Raw genomic sequence first — 17,484 nt, 5'->3', positions numbered from 1 at the left:
GGTTCGACGTCGGAAACGTGGTTCGACGCGCGGTGAGCCGCCAGCGCCGCCAGAGCCGCCAGCGCCGCCGCCGGCGCGGCCGCGCCTACGACACCAGGGGGCGGATGTCGGCGGCGAGGGCGTCGACGAGCGACTGCGCTTCGGCGGGGGTCGCCGCGACGGTGTCGATGTAGACCTTCACCTTCGGCTCGGTCCCGCTCGGGCGGACGATCACGCGGGCGTCACCCGTCAGGTCGTAGCGGAGGATGTCCGACGGCGGGAAGCCCTCGACACCTCCGGCGTAGTCCGTCACCGACAGCACCGACAGCCCGCCGAGCGTCGTCGGCGGCGTCGACCGCAGGGACGCCATGATCGAACCGATGCGGGAGAGGTCGTCGACCCGGGTCGCCACCTGCCCTGACGCGAACGCCCCGAACTCGGCCGCGAAGGCGTCGAGCTGCCCGGCGATCGACGACCCCTGGGCGGCCAGGTCCGCGGCGAGGGACAGCAGGGACAGCGCCGCCGAGATGCCGTCCTTGTCGCGGACGACCTCCGGGTCGACCAGGTAGCCGAGCGCTTCCTCGTACCCGAACAGCAGCCCGGGGACGCGGGAGACCCACTTGAAGCCGGTGAGGGTGTCGCGGTACTCCAGCCCGTGCCGCGACGCGACCCGTGCGAGCGCCGGCGAGGACACGATCGACGCCGCGAGCGTTCCCCGCACACCGTCGTCGGACGCCCGGGCGGCAGCGCGCCACCCGAGGAGCCAGCCGACCTCGTTGCCCGAGAGCCTGCGGAAGGAACCGTCGCCGTCCGGGATCGCCAGCGCCAGCCGATCGGCGTCCGGATCGTTCGCGATGACGAGGTCCGCACCGACAGCGACCCCGCGGGCGATCGACAGGTCCATCGCCCCCGGTTCCTCGGGGTTCGGGAACGACACCGTCGGGAACGCCCCGTCCGGCTCGATCTGCTCGGGCACGGTCACCGGCACGGCGAACCCGGCCGCCTCGAACACCGCGCGGGCGGTCTCCCACCCGACGCCGTGCATGGCCGTGTAGACGACCTTCGGCTGCGCGTCCGGAGCGAGCCCGGGCGCTGCGACCGTCGCCGCGGTGGCGGACACGTAGGCGTCGAGCAGCTCGGACGTGGCGACGGTGTAGTCGGTGGCACGGGGCAGGTCCGCGATCGAGCCCGCGGCGACGGCGTCGATCGCGGCGGCGATGTCGGCGTCGACGGGCGGGACGATCTGCGACCCCTCGTCGTCCTCGCCGAGGTAGACCTTGTAGCCGTTGTCCCGCGGCGGGTTGTGGCTCGCGGTCACCATCACCCCGGCACCGACGTCGAGGTGCCGCACGGCGAACGCCAGCACGGGCGTGGGGAGCGCCGACGGCAGCAGGGTGACCTCGAGCCCGAGGCCGCGCATGACCTCGGCGGAGTCTCGGGCGAAGACGTCCGAGTTCACCCGGCCGTCGTACCCGATGACGACGCTGCGTCGACGCCCGGTGTCGATGAGGAAGCGCGCGAGTCCCGCGGCGGCCTGAGTCACGACGACCCGGTTCATCCGGAGCGGTCCGTACCCGAGTTCGGCGCGGAGGCCGGCGGTGCCGAACGCCAGGCGCCCGGCGAACCGCGCGGCGAGGTCCTGCACGGCTGGACCGTCGCCGGTCGCCGCCGCGTCGATCGCCGCATCGAGCGAGGAACGGGTCTCGGGGTCCGGGTCCTGCGCGCTCCAGGCACGAGCAGCAGCGAGCACGCCGTCGACGTCGAGCTTCACGACGCGGAGCCCAGCGCGGTCACCACGCGGGCGAGCAGGTCGGCGATCACCGGCTCGGCCTCGCGCCCGGCCTCGAGCACCTCGGCGTGCGACAGCGGCGTCTTCTGGATGCCGGCGGCGAGGTTCGTGATGAGCGAGAAGCCGAGGACCTCCATGCCGGCCTGCCGCGCCGCGATGGCCTCGAGCGCGGTGGACATGCCGACGATGTGCCCGCCGATGGTCTTCGCCATCTGGACCTCGGCCGGCGTCTCGTAGTGCGGACCGCGGAACTGGGTGTAGACGCCCTCGTCGAGCGAGGGGTCCACGCTGAGAGCGACCGACCGGAGCCGCGCCGAGTACAGGTCGGTGAGGTCGACGAACGTCGCGCCCTCGAGCGGGCTGTCCGCGGTGAGGTTGATGTGGTCGCTGATGAGGACGGGCGTGCCGGGCGTCCAGTGCTCCTTGATGCCCCCGGCACCGTTCGTCAGGACCATGATCGAGGCGCCGGTCGCCGCCGCGGTCCGGACGCTGTGCACGACCCGACGGACCCCGTGGCCCTCGTAGTAGTGCGTGCGCGCACCGATGACCAGCGCGTGCCGGCCGTCGGCGAGACGGATCGAGCGGACCGTACCGGAGTGCCCGGGGACGGCCGAGGCGCTGAAGCCGGGGACCTCGGACGCGGGGATCTCGGACACGGTCTCGCCGATGAGGTCCGCGGCCTTCCCCCACCCGGACCCGAGGGTCAGGGCGATGTCGTGGCGCTCGATGCCGGACTTCGAGGCGATGACCTCGGCGGCGTCACGCGCGACCTCGAACGGGTCGGCGGCGGGGTCGTTCAGCGGGTTCTCCGTGCTCATGCCCCAACTCTAGAGGCCACGGAACCGGCGTCAGTGTTCGCCGAGCGCCCGGTCCACCGCGGCCGTGATCTCGGCCTGGTCGAAGTGGTTCCGGATCACGATGACCTCGGCGTAGGTGGACCCGATCGCCTCGACGAACTCCTGGCTGGTGAGGATCACGTTCGCGTCGTCGGACACCTTCTGCACGGACGCGACGTCGGCCGCCACGACGGACGCGGTCAGCCCGAGGGCCGCGAGGGCCTTCTCGGCGTTCACCTTGAGGATCGCGCTGGAACCGATGCCCGCGCCGCAGATGGTGACGATCTTCATGCCGTGACCCCCATGATCGCGCGAACCTCGTCCGCGGTGGCGGCATCGGCGATCCGACCGGTCACCGAGGCGTCGTTGAACAGGTTCGCGATCTCCCCGATCGACTCGAGGTGGGTGCCGACCCCGGCGACCGCGAGCCCGAGCACCACACGCACGGGGTCGTTGTGCGGGTGCCCGAACGACACCGGCGCGTCGAGCGTCACGACGGACAGCCCGTCACGCAGCACGGCGGGCCCCGGCCGGGCGTGCGCGAACGCCAGCCCGGGCGAGATGACGATGTACGGCCCGTGTTCCTCGACCAGGCCGATCATGGCGTCGGTGTACGGCTCGGTGGCCGCTCCCGACGACACGAGGGCACCGCCGGCCAGCCGGAGCGCGTCGCGCCACGAGGACGCGGTCGCCCCGAGCACGACGGCGGAGTCCGGCAGCGGCGGCAGTGGCATGCGTCAGGCCTCCTGGTGGCCGGCCGTGATGGTGGCGATGATCTCTTCGCGGTCCTCGAGCGGCAGGAACGAGCCGAGCGCCGCGTTGATCTGGAACGCCGCGAGGTCGTCGAGGTCGTAGCCGAACGTGCCCGCCAGCAGCGCGAGCTCCTTCGACAGCGAGGTGTCGCTCATCAGGCGGTTGTCGGTGTTCACCGTGACCCGGAAGCCGAGCTGGTAGAGCACGTCGAAGGGGTGGTCGGCGAGGTCGTCGCCCCACGCCGCGACGGCCCCGGTCTGCAGGTTCGACGACGGCGAGACCTCGAGCGGGATCTCACGGTCGCGCACCCACGAGGCGACCTCGCCGAGGGAGGCGAGCGTCGAGCCGTCACCGGCGTCGGACAGGACGACGTCCTCGAAGATGCGGACGCCGTGGCCGAGGCGCAGTGCCCGCCCGTCGACGAGCGCGGAGCGGATCGAGGCGAGCCCGTCGGCCTCGCCCGCGTGCACCGTCACGGGGAAGAGCTCGGACGCGAGGTAGTCGAACGCCGAACGGTGGTTCGAGGGCGGGAACCCGGCCTCGGCACCGGCGATGTCGAAGCCGACGACGCCGGCGTCGCGGTGCCGGACGGCGAGCTCGGCGATCTCGAGGGCGCGGTCGGCGTGGCGCATCGCCGTGACGAGCTGGCCGACGCGGATGCTGCCGCCGGCGGCGTCGACCGCTTCCTCGATGCCGGCCTGCACGGCCTCGACCGCCTGGTCGAGCGTGAGCCCGCCCTGCAGGTGCTGCTCGGGCGCCCAGCGGACCTCGCCGTAGACGACGCCGTCGGCGACCAGGTCCTCGACGAACTCCTTCGCGATGCGGTGCAGCTGCGGCGCCGTCTGCATCACCGAGATCGTGACGTCGAAGGTCTTCAGGTACTCGACGAGCGAGCCGGAGTTCGACTGGTCGGCGAACCACTGCCCGAGCTCAGCCGGGTCGGTGGTCGGCAGGGTGACGCCCGCGGCACCGGCGAGCTCGACGATCGTCGCCGGGCGCAGGCCACCGTCGAGGTGGTCGTGCAGCGAGACCTTCGGCAGGTCGTTGATGACCGCTCCGGCGTCGGGCAGGCGGTAGGTCGTGGCGTCGGAGCTCATGCACCCAGGCTATCGGTGGTCACCGACCCCGCGCAGGCACCTGTGCACAACAGACGACGGGACCCACTGGAGGCTCTCCACAGCCGGGCAGGCAGCCGCAGCCCGGCCGGTGGCCGGTCCCACGGCCCGGGTTCAGCCCGCGATGCGCTCGCGCACGATCGGCCCACGCCGAGGCGCCTCGGTGCCGATCGACCACGCACCCTCGAGCGACTCGAGCGCCCGCGGGATCCGCGACGCGTCGTCGGTGTGCAGCGTCCAGAGCGGCTGCCCCGCGGCGACGGTGTCACCGGGCTTGACGTGCAGCTCGATGCCCGCCCCGGCCTGCACCGGGTCCTGCGCGCGCGCGCGGCCGGCACCCAGGCGCCAGGCCGAGACGCCGAACGGCAGGGCGTCCTGCTGCGCGAGCACGCCCGACGACGGCGCGGTGACGACGTGCTGCTCGCGGGCGACCGGCAACGCGGCTGCGGGGTCCCCGCCCTGCGCCTGGATCATCCGCCGCCAGGTGTCCATCGCTCGGCCGTCGGCCAGTGCGGCCGCCGGGTCGGCGTCCGGCAACCCGGCCAGCGTCAGCATCTCGGTCGCCAGCGCCACGGTCAGCGCGACGACGTCGGCTGGACCCCCGCCCGCCAACACGTCGACCGACTCCCGCACCTCGAGCGCGTTGCCGATCGTCAGCCCGAGCGGGACCTCCATGTCGGTCAGCAGTGCCGAGGTCTTCACCCCGGCGTCGTTCCCGAGGTCGACCATCGTCCGCGCGAGCTCGCGCGACGCCTCGTACGAGGGCATGAACGCCCCCGACCCGAACTTCACGTCGAGCACGAGCGCACCCGTGCCCTCGGCGATCTTCTTCGACATGATGCTCGACGCGATGAGCGGGATGCTCTCGACGGTGCCGGTGATGTCCCGCAGGGCGTACAGCTTCTTGTCGGCCGGAGCCAGGCCGGTACCGGCGGCGCAGATGACCGCGCCCACGTCGGTCAGCACCTCGAGGAGACGGTCGTTCGACAGCGCCGCCTGCCACCCGGGGATCGACTCGAGCTTGTCGAGCGTCCCGCCGGTGTGCCCGAGCCCGCGGCCCGACAGCTGGGGTACCGCGACCCCGAACGACGCCACGAGGGGCGCCAACGGCAGCGTGATCTTGTCGCCGACACCACCGGTCGAGTGCTTGTCGACCGTCGTCTTGCCGAGCGACGAGAACGACATCCGCTCCCCCGACGCGATCATCGCGAGGGTGAGGTCCTTGATCTCGCGCCGCTCCATCCCGTTCAGGAAGATCGCCATCGCCATCGCCGCCATCTGCGGGTCCTCGACGTAGCCGCGCGTGTAGGCGTCGACGAGCCAGTCGACCTCGGCGGTGCTCAGGACTCCCCCGGAGCGCTTCGTGCGGATGAGGTCGACGGTGTCGAACGGCTCGACGGCCATGTGGATCAGTGCTCCTGCTGGTAGGTGGCGAGGGTCCGCGGCCCGAAGGCGTCCGGCAGGACCTCGTCGATGGTGCGGATGCCGGAGACGGTCTCGAGCAGCATGCCCTCGGTGGAGTGCTCGAAGAGCAGCTGGCGGCACCGGCCGCACGGCATCAGGGTCGCCCCGTCGCCGTCGACGCACGTGAACGCCACGAGCTTGCCGCCGCCGGTCATGTGCAGCTGCGAGACGAGCGAGCACTCCGCGCAGAGCGTCACCCCGTAGGACGCGTTCTCGACGTTGCAGCCGGACACGATCCGGCCGTCGTCGGTGAGCGCCGCGGCGCCCACCGGGAACGACGAGTACGGCGCGTAGGCGTGCCCCATCGCGGCCGTCGCGGCGGTCCGCAGGGCGGTCCAGTCCACGTCGGACGGGAGGCGCGGCTCGGCCCCCGTCCCGTCGGCGGCGGTCCGGCCGCCGCGCCCGTCAAGGGCCGTGGCCGGGTCCGCCCAGGCGGTCGCGTCGGTGGACGCGATCTGGTCGTCGCCCGCAGCGTGCGTGTCGGTCATGTGCCGTGCCTCCTGGCCGTCAGCTCTTGATGTACGGCTTGCCGGCCGCCGCGGGACCGCGCACCTGCCCGACCAAGCCGGCGACCGCGAGGATCGTCACCACGTAGGGGAGCATGAGCAGGAACTCGCTCGGGACCGGCGAACCCTGGACGACGCTGAGCGCGTTCTGCAGGTTGGACGCGAACCCGAACAGCAGGGCCGCGAGCATCGCGCGGATCGGGTCCCAGCGACCGAAGATCACGGCGGCGAGCGCGATGTAGCCAGCGCCGGCGGTCATGTCCTTCGTGAAGCCGCCGACCGCGTCGAGCGTGAAGTACGCACCGCCGAGACCGGCGATGGCGCCCGCGAGCGAGACGTTCCAGAACCTGGTGCGGTTCACGTTGATGCCGACCGTGTCCGCGGCCTGCGGATGCTCGCCGACGGAACGGAGGCGCAGGCCCCACCGGGTCTTGAAGAGCCCGAACGTGACCACCGCCACCGCCACGTACGCCAGGTACACCACGACGGTCTGCTCGAAGAAGATCGGGCCGATGATCGGGATCTGGTGCAGCAGCGGGATCTCGAGCTTCGGGAAGCGCAGGCCCACGTTGAGCGTCGACGCGTTCGGCGAGAGCACCTGCGAGTACAGGAAGCCGGTCAGCCCGGAGACGAAGGCGTTGATGACGACACCGACGATCACCTGGTCGACGAGGTACTTGATGCTGAACGCCGCGAGGATGAACGACACCAGGACACCGGCGACGACGGCACCGACGAGGCCGGCCCACGGTGTACCCGTGACCGACGCGACGAGCGCCGAGGTGAACGCACCGGCGAGGAACTGGCCCTCGATGGCGATGTTCACGACGCCGACACGCTCCGAGATCACGCCGCCGAGGGCGCCGAACACGAGCGGGACGCTCAGACCGAGCGCGCCCACGAGCATGCCCGGAATCGTGATCGAGTCACCCGCGACGGCCCAGGCGAGGAAGCCCACGACGAACACGATCGCGAACAGCGCGGTCACCCACAGGCGGACCCGACGGAACGCGCGCGTCTCGACGACCGCGTAGACGGTGGCGAGTGCGAGGAGCACGATGACGACGACGCCCGTAGCCGTGGACGGCAGTGGAAGGTTCGGCAGAGCGAAGAAGTCACCCTTGGAGGACAGGCGGAACGTGGCCGTGCCCGGTCGGTGTGCGACGCCGAAGAGCAGCAGCGCGATCACGGTGAAGACGCCGTACCCGATCGCGGCCTTCCAGCTGCGGGTCGTCTCGAGGCCGCGGCCTTGCGCGGGGAGCGCGGGGACCGCGGTGGGGGTCATGGTGCTCACGCGGCGACCGCCTTCTTGCTCTGCTTGTTGCGGGTTCGGCGACGAGCACCCGGCTGCGGGATCCGGAAGATCGCGCGGACGAGCGGCGGCGCCGCGATGAAGAGGACGATGAGGGCCTGGATGACGCCCACGATGTCGATCGGGATGCCGTTCGCGGCCTGCATGGCGTAGCCACCGTTCTTCAGCACGCCGAACAGGATCGCGGCCCAGAACACGCCCCACGGCTTCGACCGGCCGAGCAGCGCCACGGTGATGGCGTCGAACCCGATGCCGGCGTCGATGCCGGAGGTGAACCCGGTCGTGACCGCGCCCTGTACCTGGTACGCGCCGGCGATGCCGACGAGGGCACCGGAGATGACGAGGACCCAGATGGTCAGGGACGGCACGCTCATGCCCGCCACGCGCGCGGCACGCGGGTTCTCACCGATGGTGCGGAAGCGGAAGCCGAGCGAGGACTTGTTCACGAGCCACCACACGACGACGACCGCGATGATCGCCACGACGAAGCCGAGGTCCACGCCGTAGCGCACCCCGAACAGCGGCGGGAGCACCGCGCTGTCCTTCGTCGCGGGCGAGATCGGGTTCGGGCTGCCCGGCGCCTGCAGCAGGCCCGGCGTGCGGAGCAGGTAGCTCACGAGGTACAGCGCGACGTAGTTGAGCATGATCGTGAGGACGACCTCGTTGGCACCCGTCCGCGCCTTGAGGACGCCGACGATCCCGGCCCACACCGCACCGCCGACGATGCCGGCGACGATCGTGAGCGGGATGTGGATCGCCGCGGGGCCGTCGAACGAGAAGCCGACCCAGCCGGCCGCCGCGGCGCCCATCAGGATCTGGCCCTGGCCGCCGATGTTGAACAGGCCGGCGCGGAACGACAGCGCGATGCCGAGACCGGCCGCGATGAGCGGCACGGCGTAGTCGATCGAGCGGGTCAGCGGCACGATGGCCTGCTGGAAGCTCGACGCGCCGAAGTTGACGACGGACCCCTCGAACAGCGACGCGTACGCGCCGCCGACCGCGGTGCCGATCGCCCGGAAGGTGTCGGCCGGACGGGCGAAGAAGTACCCGGCGGCCGAGCGGACGTTCTCGTCGGTGATGGCGATGAGGATGCCGCACGCGACGAGGGCGAGCACGACGGCGAGGACCGTGACGAGCGCGGAGCCGTTGACGATGCCCTGCAGTGCGGCCTGCCAGCGGTCGCCGCCCTGGCGTCGCTCGGTGTCCTCGGCGGAGTCCGTCATGAGGTGCGGGGTGGACTCGACGTCCTGCAGGCGGTCGTCGGTCAGCGGTGCGTCCGGCTGCGTGTCGGCCGTCGGCTGGGCATCCGGCTGCGTGTTGTCTGGCGTGTTGCTCACGCTGCCAGCTCCGTTCCGGTCGTGGTGGGCTCTGTGAGTTCCCCGGCCATCATGCGACCTGTTCCGTTCCTTCGGGGAGTTCCCCGGCCATCATCAGGCCGAGGACGTCGCGCGGGGTGTCCGCGGGGACGATGCCGACGATCCCGCCGCGGTACATCACGGCGATCCGGTCGGCGAGTGCCACGACCTCGTCGAGCTCCGTGGAGACGACGATGACCGGGACACCGGTGTCGCGGGTGGCGACGATGCGCTTGTGCACGAACTCGATCGACCCGACGTCGATGCCGCGGGTCGGCTGTGCCGCGACGAAGAGGCGCAGGTCGCGGCTCAGCTCGCGGGCGAGGACGATCTTCTGCTGGTTGCCGCCGGACAGCCGACCGGCCGCGGTGGTGCGGCTCGGCGTGCGGATGTCGAACTCGGCGATCTTCTCGTCGGCGAACGCGTCGCGCTCCGCCGATCGGATCGTGCCGGCGCGGACGAACTCGGCGTGGTCGGCACGGTCGAGCATGAGGTTCTCGGCGATGGTGAACTCGCCGACGAGCCCGTCTTCCTTCCGGTCCTCCGGGACGAAGCCGACGCCGGCGTCGAGGATCTGCTTGACGGTGCGGCCGGTGAGCTCGCGCCCGTCGAGCGTGACGCGGCCGGCGTGCACCGGCTCGAGGCCGAGGATCGCCTCGGTCAGCTCGGTCTGCCCGTTGCCCTGCACCCCGGCGATGGCGAGGACCTCGCCGCGTCGGACCGTGAACGAGACGTCGTCGACGAGGACGATGCCGGACGGGTCGGTGACGGTCAGTCCGTCGACGACGAGCGCGTCCTCACCACCGGTGGCCGGTGCCTTGTCGACGACGAGGGAGACGGCACGGCCGACCATGAGCGCCGCGAGCTCGTTGTTCGTCGCGGTGGGTGACGCCTCGCCGACGACCTTGCCGAGGCGGATCACGGTGATGCGGTCGGCGACCTCGCGGACCTCGCGCAGCTTGTGGGTGATGAACACGATCGCGGTGCCGGCCGCACGGAGCTGCCGCATGATGCCCATCAGCTCGTCGGTCTCCTGCGGGGTGAGGACGGCCGTCGGCTCGTCGAACACCAGGACCGAGGCGTCGCGGGACAGTGCCTTGATGATCTCGACCCGCTGCTGGACACCGACGGGGAGGTCCTCGACCTTGGCGTCCGGGTCGACGTCGAACCCGAAGCGCTCGGAGATCTCCCGCACGCGCTTGCGGGCGCCGGCGAGGTCGAGCCGGCCGCCGAACGCGGTCTGCTCCTGGCCGAGCATGACGTTCTCGGCCACGGTGAAGACGGGGACGAGCATGAAGTGCTGGTGCACCATGCCGATGCCGGAACGCATGGCGTCACCGGGTCCGTCGAAGTCCTGGACGACGTCGTCGAGGAGGATCTCGCCCTCGTCCGCCTGGTACAGGCCGTACAGGACGTTCATCAGGGTCGACTTGCCGGCGCCGTTCTCCCCGAGGAGACAGTGGACCTCACCGGGCTCGACGGTGAGCGAGATGTGGTCGTTGGCGACGAGGGGGCCGAACCGCTTCGTGATGCCGCGGAGTTCGAGCTTCATGTTCTCTGGGTCTGTTTCTGTGATCGACGCACGGAAACGCGGGCGAGGGAGGTTCCCCCGCCCGCGTTCACCGGACTACTTGACGGTCGCCTTGGTCTCGACCTTGATCGAGCCGTCGATGATGCCCGACTTGATGGTGTCGAGCTCCTTCTCGAGGCCGCTGTCGACCTTGTCGGCGTAGTCGTGGAACGGCGCGATGCCGACGCCGTCGTTCTTCAGCGTGCCGACGTACGGCTCGTTGGAGTACTTCTTGTCGGCGGCCTGCTCGACGACGTCCTTGACGGCGGGGCGCATGCCCTTCTCGACGGACGTGAACGCGATGTCCTTGTAGCGCGGGTCGGCCTCGTAGAGGTCGCTGTCCGCACCGATCAGCACGGAGCCGTTGTTCGCGTCCTTGATGGCCTCGGCAGCCGACTGGTAGATCGGGCCACCGACGGGCAAGATCACGTCGGCGTCCTGGTCGATCAGGGTCTGCGCGACGGCCTTGGCCTGCGTGCCGGCCTCGAAGCCGCCCGTGAAGGAGCCCTTCTGGCTGTCGACGTCCCAGCCGACGACCTTGACGTCCTTCGACTTCTGCTCGTTGTAGTACTTCACGCCGTCCGCGAAGCCGTCCATGAAGATGGTGACGGTCGGGATCTGCATGCCGCCGAAGGTGCCGACGACGCCGCTCTTCGAGTACGAGGCGGCCGCGTAGCCTGCGAGGAACGCCGCCTGCGAGGTGTCGAAGGTGATCGGCTTGACGTTCTTCGCGTCGATCGAGTTGTCGTCGATGATCGCGAAGTCGGTGTCGGGGTTCGCCGCGGCCTGCTTCTTCGTGGCGTCGGCGAGGTTGAAGCCGACGGTGACGATGAGGTTGCAGTTCTGGCCGATGAGCTGCTCGATGTTCGAGTCGTAGACGGTGGCGTCCTTGGACTCGGCCGACTTGTAGGTGGCACCGAGGTCGGACGCGGCGTCCTTCATGCCCTCGAACCCGAGCTGGTTGAACGACTTGTCGTCGAAGCCACCTGCGTCGGAGACCATGCAGGGGCGGAAGCTGGTCTTGTTGTCGCCGGACGCGGTGTCGGACGGGGCGGCCGAGCAACCGGCGAGGACGGCGACGGTACCGGCGAGCGCGAGGGAGCTCAGCAGGACCTGACGGGTACGAGATGTCACGGGTGGGTTCCTCCGGGGAGCGTGCCCGGACCACGTGCGTTCCGGGCGATCGTGGCGACAGTACACGACCGCCCGGCCGGTACAGAACGCCCCTGAGGGACTCCTGGGATCAGTTACGGGATCGCGACCGCGCCGAAACGCGCCCGTAACGCGAAGTCACGGTTCTGCCCCCAGTTCGGGGGGCGTCAAGCGCTTTTCGTGATGGAGCGCTACAGGACGTCGCCGCGGCCGCTGATCTTCAGTGCATCCACCACACCCTTGACGCGCTGCGCGTTCGCACTGGTGGTCACGAGCAGGGCGTCGGGGGTGTCCACGACGACGATGTCCTCGACGCCGATGAGCGAGATGAGCCGCTGGCTGTGCGAGACGACGATGCCGCTCGACGAGTCCGCGAGGATGCGAGCGCCGTCCCCGAGCACCGCGAGGTTGTTCGCGCGGCCGCCGGACTGCAGCTTCGCGAGCGAGGCGAAGTCGCCGACGTCGTCCCAGTCGAAGTCGCCGGGGATGACCGCCATGCGCCCTGCGGCGGCGGCGGGCTCGGCGACCGTGTAGTCGATGGCGATCTTCTCGAGGTTCGGCCACACCGCGTCCACGACGGCACCACGGGCCGAGGTGTCCCACGCGTCGGCGAGCTCCTCGATGCCGGCGAGCAGCTCGGGTTTCGTCCGGCCGATCTCGGCGAGCAGCACGTCCGCGCGGGCGATGAACATGCCCGCGTTCCAGAGGTAGGTGCCCTGCTCGACGTACGAGCGCGCGGTGTCGAGGTCGGGCTTCTCGACGAAGGAGCGCACCGCGTGGGCGGTCGGGGCGCCCTCGATGCCGATCGGGTCGTCGTGCGCGTGGATGTAGCCGAAGCCGATCGCCGGCTCGGTCGGCGTGATGCCGATCGTCGTGATGTAGCCGGCGCGTGCGGCGACGACCGCTTCGCGGACCGACCGGCGGAAGCCCCGGGCGTCACCGATGACGTGGTCCGCCGCGAAGGAGCCGATGACGACGTCCGGCTCGCGGCGGCGCAGGATCGCCGCGGCGAGGCCGATGGCCGCCGTGGAGTCCTTCGGCTCGCTCTCGAGCACGACGTTGTGGTCCTCGACGCCGGGGAGCTGCGACTCGACGGCGACCCGGTGCGCACGGCCGGTGACGACCATGATCCGCTGCTCGCCGGCCAGGGGCGCGAGGCGGTCCCACGTCTGCCGGAGCAGCGAGGTGCCGGACCCGGTCAGGTCGTGCAGGAACTTGGGCGCGTCGGCACGCGACAACGGCCAGAGCCGCGATCCGATGCCCCCGGCGGGGATGATCGCGTAGAAGTCCTCGAGTGCGTCTGCCACGTGCTCACCGTACCGGTGCGGCCGGGCGCGACCTGGGTGGTTCCCGCACGCTTCCCGCACGCACGCGGTGCGGGAGTCCGCACACGGCCATCGCAGCCGGCCCGCCGGTCGTGCGCCGCGCCTCCAGTCCGGTCGTCCACCACGCGCGGACGCGACCGTTCGCCACCCGCCGACGCGGCTGTTCACCGCCTGCGTGCCGGGCGTTCACGTCGACGGCCCCGCGGGGACACGCCGCGCGCGGAGCATGGACACCGCCATGAACGCACGCAGCGTGGAGCGCGGCACGTCCCAACGGACCGTCGCCGTCGTGACCGAGAGCTTCCTGCCCACCCTCAACGGCGTCACCACCAGCGTCCTCGCGGTGCTGGACCACCTGGAACGCCGCGGTCACCGCGCGGTCGTCATCGCGCCGGACACCCCCGGCATCGCGCAGTTCCGCTCGCGCACCGCGGTGGAGCGGTACCGCTCCTTCGACGTCCACCGGGTACCGGCCGTGGCCTACCGCCAGTTCCCGGTCGCGCTCCCCCACCCGGTGCTCGACACGATCCTCGCCGCCTCCGGCGCCGACGTGCTCCACGCCGCGAGTCCGTTCCTGCTGGGCGGGCGCGCGATCACGGCGGCCGGGAGGCTCGGCATCCCCTCCGTCGCCGTCTTCCAGACCGACGTGGCCGGGTTCGCCCGCCGCAACGGCCTGACCGCGACCGTCCCGTTGGTGCGGAAGATCCTCGGACGCATCCACGCCGGCGCCTCGCTGACGCTCGCGCCGTCGAGCGCGACCGCGGCGATGCTCGCCGAGGACGGCGTCCCCCGCGTCGCGCGCTGGGGCCGCGGCGTCGACACCGAGCTGTTCCACCCCGCGCGCCGCTCGTCGGCGCACGTGCGGGCGCTCCGGCGGCGGATCGCCCCGCGCGGCGAGACCATCGTCGGGTACGTCGGGCGGCTCGCGCCCGAGAAGGAGGTCGAGCGGCTCGCGGAGCTCGGCGGCATCCCCGGGATCCGGATCGTGGTCGCGGGCGGTGGTCCGTCCCGGGCCGCGCTCGAACGGCGCCTCCGCCACCTGGACGTCACGTTCACCGGTCCGCTCCGCGGGGACGCGCTCGCGGACGCCTACGCGGCCCTGGACCTGTTCGTCCACACGGGACCGGCGGAGACATTCGGCCAGACCCTGCAGGAGGCGCACGCCAGCGGGCTGCCGGTCGTCGCGCCGAGCGCCGGCGGGCCGCTCGACCTCGTCGCGCCGGGACTCGACGGCGAGCTGTACGACCCGGACGAGCCACAGGCCCTGCGCCGAGCCGTCCTCGCCCTGCACCACGACCGCGCCCTGGCCGAGCGGATGGGCTCCGCCGGGCGGCTCCGGGTCGAGGGGACGACGTGGGAGGCGATCGGCGACGAACTGCTCGACCACCACGACACGGCCCGCACGATCGGCGCGCCGCCCGCCACGACGCGGGGTGCCCGGACCGGTTGGCACGAGAAGGTCAGCGCACGCGCATAGGATGGGTCGTGTTCCACACGAACACGAACGGCAAGGGCTCGCCGATCGGGCGAGCCCGTCCTATGGGAGGACGAGCTCATGGCCGAGCAGACCGCAGGGGGTACGGCGACCGCCGCACCCCGGGTGACGATCGAGGCGCCGCGCGCTTCTCGGACACCGCAGGGGACGCTCTACCGGGGGTCCACCGGCATGTGGTCCTGGGTCCTGCACCGGATCACCGGTGTGGCGATCTACTTCTTCCTGCTCGTGCACATCCTCGACACCGCCCTCGTGCGGCTCTCCCCCGAGGCGTACAACGCGGTCATCGGCACGTACAAGACGCCGATCATGAACCTCGGTGAGATCGCGCTCGTGATGGCCATCGTCTTCCACGCGTTCAACGGGCTCCGGATCATCCTCATCGACTTCTGGTCGAAGGGCCCGAAGTACCAGCGGGCCATGTTCTGGATCGTGATCGTCCTCTGGGCGATCGCCATCGCCGGCTTCCTGCCGCGCCAGCTCATGAACCTCGTCGCGGACTTCAACTAGGGGGCATCCGGATGACCACGCAGACCATCGAGCCCCCGCGCTCGGCAGCAGCAGCCCGCCGCTCCACCAACTGGGAGAAGTGGGGCTGGATCTACATGCGCGGCTCGGGCGTCCTGCTCGTCGTGCTGATCTTCGGGCACCTCTTCGTCAACATGGTGGCGGGCGAAGGCGTCAAGCAGATCGACTTCGCGTTCGTCGCCGGCAAGTGGGCGTCGCCGTTCTGGCAGGTGTGGGACTCGCTCATGCTCGTCCTCGCGCTGATCCACGGTTCGAACGGCATGCGGACGATCGTCAACGACTACGTGTCGAAGCCGGGCATCCGCAAGACCCTGCTCGTCGCGATCCTCATCGCCTGCGTCGTGCTCATCGTGCTCGGCCTGCTCGTGTGCTGGACGTTCGACCCGTGCCCCGCCGGCGCAGCCGCCGCGGACCTGCCGTCGTTCTGCCCGGCCCAGTAGCCGCAGCACGCGTCCTCGACCTCGCCGCCGCACGCCCCTGCCGGCGCGGCACCACTCCTGAAAGGCCCCAGTGACCGAGACCACCGTTCACCACCACCAGTTCGACATCGTCATCATCGGCGCGGGCGGTGCCGGCATGCGTGCCGCCATCGAGGCCGGCCCGAAGGCGAAGACGGCCGTCATCTCGAAGCTGTACCCGACGCGTTCGCACACCGGTGCGGCGCAGGGCGGGATGGCCGCGGCGCTCGCCAACGTCGAAGAGGACTCGTGGGAGTGGCACACCTTCGACACGATCAAGGGCGGCGACTACCTGGTCGACCAGGACGCCGCCGAGATCCTCGCGAAGGAAGCCATCGACGCGGTCATCGACCTCGAGAACATGGGGCTGCCGTTCAACCGCACGCCCGAGGGCAAGATCGACCAGCGGCGCTTCGGCGGTCACACCCGCGACCACGGCAAGTCCCCCGTCCGCCGGGCCTGCTACGCCGCGGACCGCACGGGCCACATGATCCTGCAGACGCTGTTCCAGAACTGCGTGAAGCTCGGCGTGAACTTCTTCAACGAGTTCTACGCGCTCGACCTCATCATGGTCGACGTCGTCGGCGAGGACGGCGTCACCCGCAAGCAGCCCGCCGGTGTCGTGGCGTACGAGCTCGCGACCGGTGACCTCCACGTCTTCCACGCCAAGGCGATGATCTTCGCGACCGGTGGCTTCGGCAAGATGTACAAGACCACCTCGAACGCGCACACCCTGACCGGCGACGGCGTCGGGATCGTCTGGCGCACCGGCCTCCCGCTCGAGGACATGGAGTTCTTCCAGTTCCACCCGACCGGGCTCGCCGGCCTCGGCATCCTCCTCACCGAGGGCGCCCGCGGCGAGGGCGCGATCCTCCGCAACGCCTCGGGCGAGCGGTTCATGGAGCGCTACGCTCCCACCATCAAGGACCTCGCCCCGCGTGACATCGTCGCCCGGTGCATGGTGCAAGAGGTCGCCGAGGGCCGTGGCGCCGGGCCGAACAAGGACTACGTGCTGCTCGACTGCACGCACCTCGGGGCCGAGGTGCTCGAGACCAAGCTCCCCGACATCACCGAGTTCGCGCGCACCTACCTCGGTGTCGACCCGGTCGTCGAGCCGGTGCCCGTCATGCCGACGGCGCACTACGCGATGGGCGGCATCCCGACCAACACCGACGCCGAGGTCCTGTACGACAACACCACGGTCGTCCCCGGGCTCTACGCCGCCGGCGAGTGCGCCTGCGTATCCGTCCACGGTTCGAACCGCCTCGGCACCAACTCGCTGCTCGACATCAACGTCTTCGGCAAGCGCTCGGGCAACAACGCGGCCGAGTGGGTCAAGACCGCCGAGTTCCTGCCCCTGCCCGAGGACCCGGCCGCCGGCGTCCGCGACATGCTCGCCCAGCTCCGTGCCTCGACCGGCACCGAGCGCATCGCCGTGCTCCGCAAGGAACTGCAGGACGAGATGGACAAGAACGCGCAGGTGTTCCGCACCGACGAGTCGCTCGCCCGCGTCACCGAGACCATCCACACGCTCCGGAACCGCTTCCTGCAGGTCTCCGTGCAGGACAAGGGCAAGCGGTTCAACACCGACCTGCTCGAGGCCGTCGAGCTCGGGTTCCTGCTCGACCTCGCCGAGGTCGTCGTGTACTCCGCCCGGAACCGGAAGGAGTCCCGCGGTGGCCACATGCGCGACGACTACCCGAAGCGCGACGACGAGAACTACATGCAGCACACCATGGCGTACCTGACGGGCGACCCGCACTCGTCACTCGCCGACGACCACATCACCCTCGACTGGAAGCCAGTCGTCGTGACGCGGTACCAGCCGATGGAGAGGAAGTACTGAG

At 70.9% G+C, this 17,484-nt stretch carries 16 protein-coding genes; 4 read left to right on the top strand and 12 right to left on the bottom strand.

Annotation, left to right across the window (positions count from 1 at the left end):
• Positions 1 to 85: 85 nt before the first annotated feature.
• The 12 genes from HWD93_RS12515 to HWD93_RS12460 form a co-directional block, all read right to left on the bottom strand.
• A complete protein-coding gene (locus tag HWD93_RS12515; RefSeq protein WP_261646982.1) occupies positions 86 to 1,750 on the bottom strand; it encodes a phospho-sugar mutase in 1,665 nt (554 codons plus the stop codon).
• The gene (locus HWD93_RS12510; RefSeq protein WP_261646981.1) at positions 1,747 to 2,586 is read right to left on the bottom strand and encodes a purine-nucleoside phosphorylase; all 840 of its coding nucleotides are present in this window, start codon (positions 2,584 to 2,586) and stop codon (positions 1,747 to 1,749) included. The genes HWD93_RS12515 and HWD93_RS12510 overlap by 4 nt, the downstream gene beginning before the upstream one ends.
• 30 nt (positions 2,587 to 2,616) lie before the next feature.
• Positions 2,617 to 2,895, bottom strand: coding sequence for a PTS sugar transporter subunit IIB (locus tag HWD93_RS12505; protein ID WP_070418447.1), 279 nt, complete (start codon positions 2,893 to 2,895; stop codon positions 2,617 to 2,619).
• Positions 2,892 to 3,338 (bottom strand): PTS sugar transporter subunit IIA, encoded by a 447-nt coding sequence (locus HWD93_RS12500; protein ID WP_070418446.1) that lies wholly within the window; start codon positions 3,336 to 3,338, stop codon positions 2,892 to 2,894. The genes HWD93_RS12505 and HWD93_RS12500 overlap by 4 nt, the downstream gene beginning before the upstream one ends.
• Positions 3,339 to 3,341: 3 nt before the next feature.
• Positions 3,342 to 4,454, bottom strand: coding sequence for an adenosine deaminase (locus HWD93_RS12495; protein ID WP_261646980.1), 1,113 nt, complete (start codon positions 4,452 to 4,454; stop codon positions 3,342 to 3,344).
• A 132-nt stretch (positions 4,455 to 4,586) separates the two neighbouring features.
• Entirely contained in the window at positions 4,587 to 5,876 is a 1,290-nt protein-coding gene (locus tag HWD93_RS12490; RefSeq protein ID WP_261646979.1) for a thymidine phosphorylase, read from the bottom strand.
• Between the two features lie 5 nt (positions 5,877 to 5,881).
• Complete coding sequence (locus tag HWD93_RS12485; protein WP_070419511.1) at positions 5,882 to 6,280, bottom strand: cytidine deaminase; 399 nt, start codon at positions 6,278 to 6,280, stop codon at positions 5,882 to 5,884.
• A 163-nt stretch (positions 6,281 to 6,443) separates the two neighbouring features.
• The gene (locus HWD93_RS12480) at positions 6,444 to 7,727 is read right to left on the bottom strand and encodes an ABC transporter permease (RefSeq protein ID WP_071295798.1); all 1,284 of its coding nucleotides are present in this window, start codon (positions 7,725 to 7,727) and stop codon (positions 6,444 to 6,446) included.
• 5 nt (positions 7,728 to 7,732) lie between these two features.
• A complete protein-coding gene (locus tag HWD93_RS12475; RefSeq protein ID WP_374115163.1) occupies positions 7,733 to 9,091 on the bottom strand; it encodes an ABC transporter permease in 1,359 nt (452 codons plus the stop codon).
• 49 nt (positions 9,092 to 9,140) lie between these two features.
• Positions 9,141 to 10,661 carry an ABC transporter ATP-binding protein gene (locus tag HWD93_RS12470; RefSeq protein ID WP_261646978.1) on the bottom strand — a complete coding sequence of 507 codons (1,521 nt, stop codon included), beginning with the start codon at positions 10,659 to 10,661 and terminating at the stop codon, positions 9,141 to 9,143.
• Between the two features lie 75 nt (positions 10,662 to 10,736).
• Positions 10,737 to 11,813, bottom strand: coding sequence for a BMP family protein (locus HWD93_RS12465; RefSeq protein ID WP_070418441.1), 1,077 nt, complete (start codon positions 11,811 to 11,813; stop codon positions 10,737 to 10,739).
• A 209-nt stretch (positions 11,814 to 12,022) separates the two neighbouring features.
• A complete protein-coding gene (locus tag HWD93_RS12460; protein WP_070418440.1) occupies positions 12,023 to 13,138 on the bottom strand; it encodes a mannose-1-phosphate guanylyltransferase in 1,116 nt (371 codons plus the stop codon).
• Between the two features lie 256 nt (positions 13,139 to 13,394).
• On the opposite strand from HWD93_RS12460, the gene HWD93_RS12455 reads away from it, so the two are divergent.
• The 4 genes from HWD93_RS12455 (at position 13,395) to sdhA (ending at position 17,483) form a co-directional block, all read left to right on the top strand.
• A complete protein-coding gene (locus tag HWD93_RS12455; protein ID WP_229086419.1) occupies positions 13,395 to 14,633 on the top strand; it encodes a glycosyltransferase family 1 protein in 1,239 nt (412 codons plus the stop codon).
• A gap of 78 nt (positions 14,634 to 14,711) precedes the next feature.
• A complete protein-coding gene (gene sdhC / locus HWD93_RS12450) occupies positions 14,712 to 15,161 on the top strand; it encodes a succinate dehydrogenase, cytochrome b556 subunit (protein ID WP_083295282.1) in 450 nt (149 codons plus the stop codon).
• A gap of 11 nt (positions 15,162 to 15,172) precedes the next feature.
• Positions 15,173 to 15,619, top strand: a complete 447-nt coding sequence (gene sdhD, locus HWD93_RS12445) for a succinate dehydrogenase, hydrophobic membrane anchor protein (RefSeq protein ID WP_070418438.1) — start codon at positions 15,173 to 15,175, stop codon at positions 15,617 to 15,619.
• Between the two features lie 70 nt (positions 15,620 to 15,689).
• Positions 15,690 to 17,483 carry a succinate dehydrogenase flavoprotein subunit gene (gene sdhA / locus HWD93_RS12440; RefSeq protein ID WP_070418437.1) on the top strand — a complete coding sequence of 598 codons (1,794 nt, stop codon included), beginning with the start codon at positions 15,690 to 15,692 and terminating at the stop codon, positions 17,481 to 17,483.
• Position 17,484: the final 1 nt, after the last annotated feature.

This window comes from Curtobacterium sp. C2H10 (assembly GCF_025407985.1).
GTDB lineage: Bacteria > Actinomycetota > Actinomycetes > Actinomycetales > Microbacteriaceae > Curtobacterium.
This window is presented reverse-complemented; position numbering and strand designations above follow the sequence as displayed.

Coding starts and splice junctions, on each gene's coding strand:
- HWD93_RS12510 (WP_261646981.1), bottom strand. CDS start 2,586: ATGAGCACGGAGAACCCGCTGAACGACCCCGCCGCCGACCCGTTCGAG.
- HWD93_RS12505 (WP_070418447.1), bottom strand. CDS start 2,895: ATGAAGATCGTCACCATCTGCGGCGCGGGCATCGGTTCCAGCGCGATC.
- HWD93_RS12500 (WP_070418446.1), bottom strand. CDS start 3,338: ATGCCACTGCCGCCGCTGCCGGACTCCGCCGTCGTGCTCGGGGCGACC.
- HWD93_RS12495 (WP_261646980.1), bottom strand. CDS start 4,454: ATGAGCTCCGACGCCACGACCTACCGCCTGCCCGACGCCGGAGCGGTC.
- HWD93_RS12490 (WP_261646979.1), bottom strand. CDS start 5,876: ATGGCCGTCGAGCCGTTCGACACCGTCGACCTCATCCGCACGAAGCGC.
- HWD93_RS12480 (WP_071295798.1), bottom strand. CDS start 7,727: ATGACCCCCACCGCGGTCCCCGCGCTCCCCGCGCAAGGCCGCGGCCTC.
- HWD93_RS12470 (WP_261646978.1), bottom strand. CDS start 10,661: ATGAAGCTCGAACTCCGCGGCATCACGAAGCGGTTCGGCCCCCTCGTC.
- HWD93_RS12455 (WP_229086419.1), top strand. CDS start 13,395: ATGAACGCACGCAGCGTGGAGCGCGGCACGTCCCAACGGACCGTCGCC.
- sdhC (WP_083295282.1), top strand. CDS start 14,712: ATGGCCGAGCAGACCGCAGGGGGTACGGCGACCGCCGCACCCCGGGTG.
- sdhD (WP_070418438.1), top strand. CDS start 15,173: ATGACCACGCAGACCATCGAGCCCCCGCGCTCGGCAGCAGCAGCCCGC.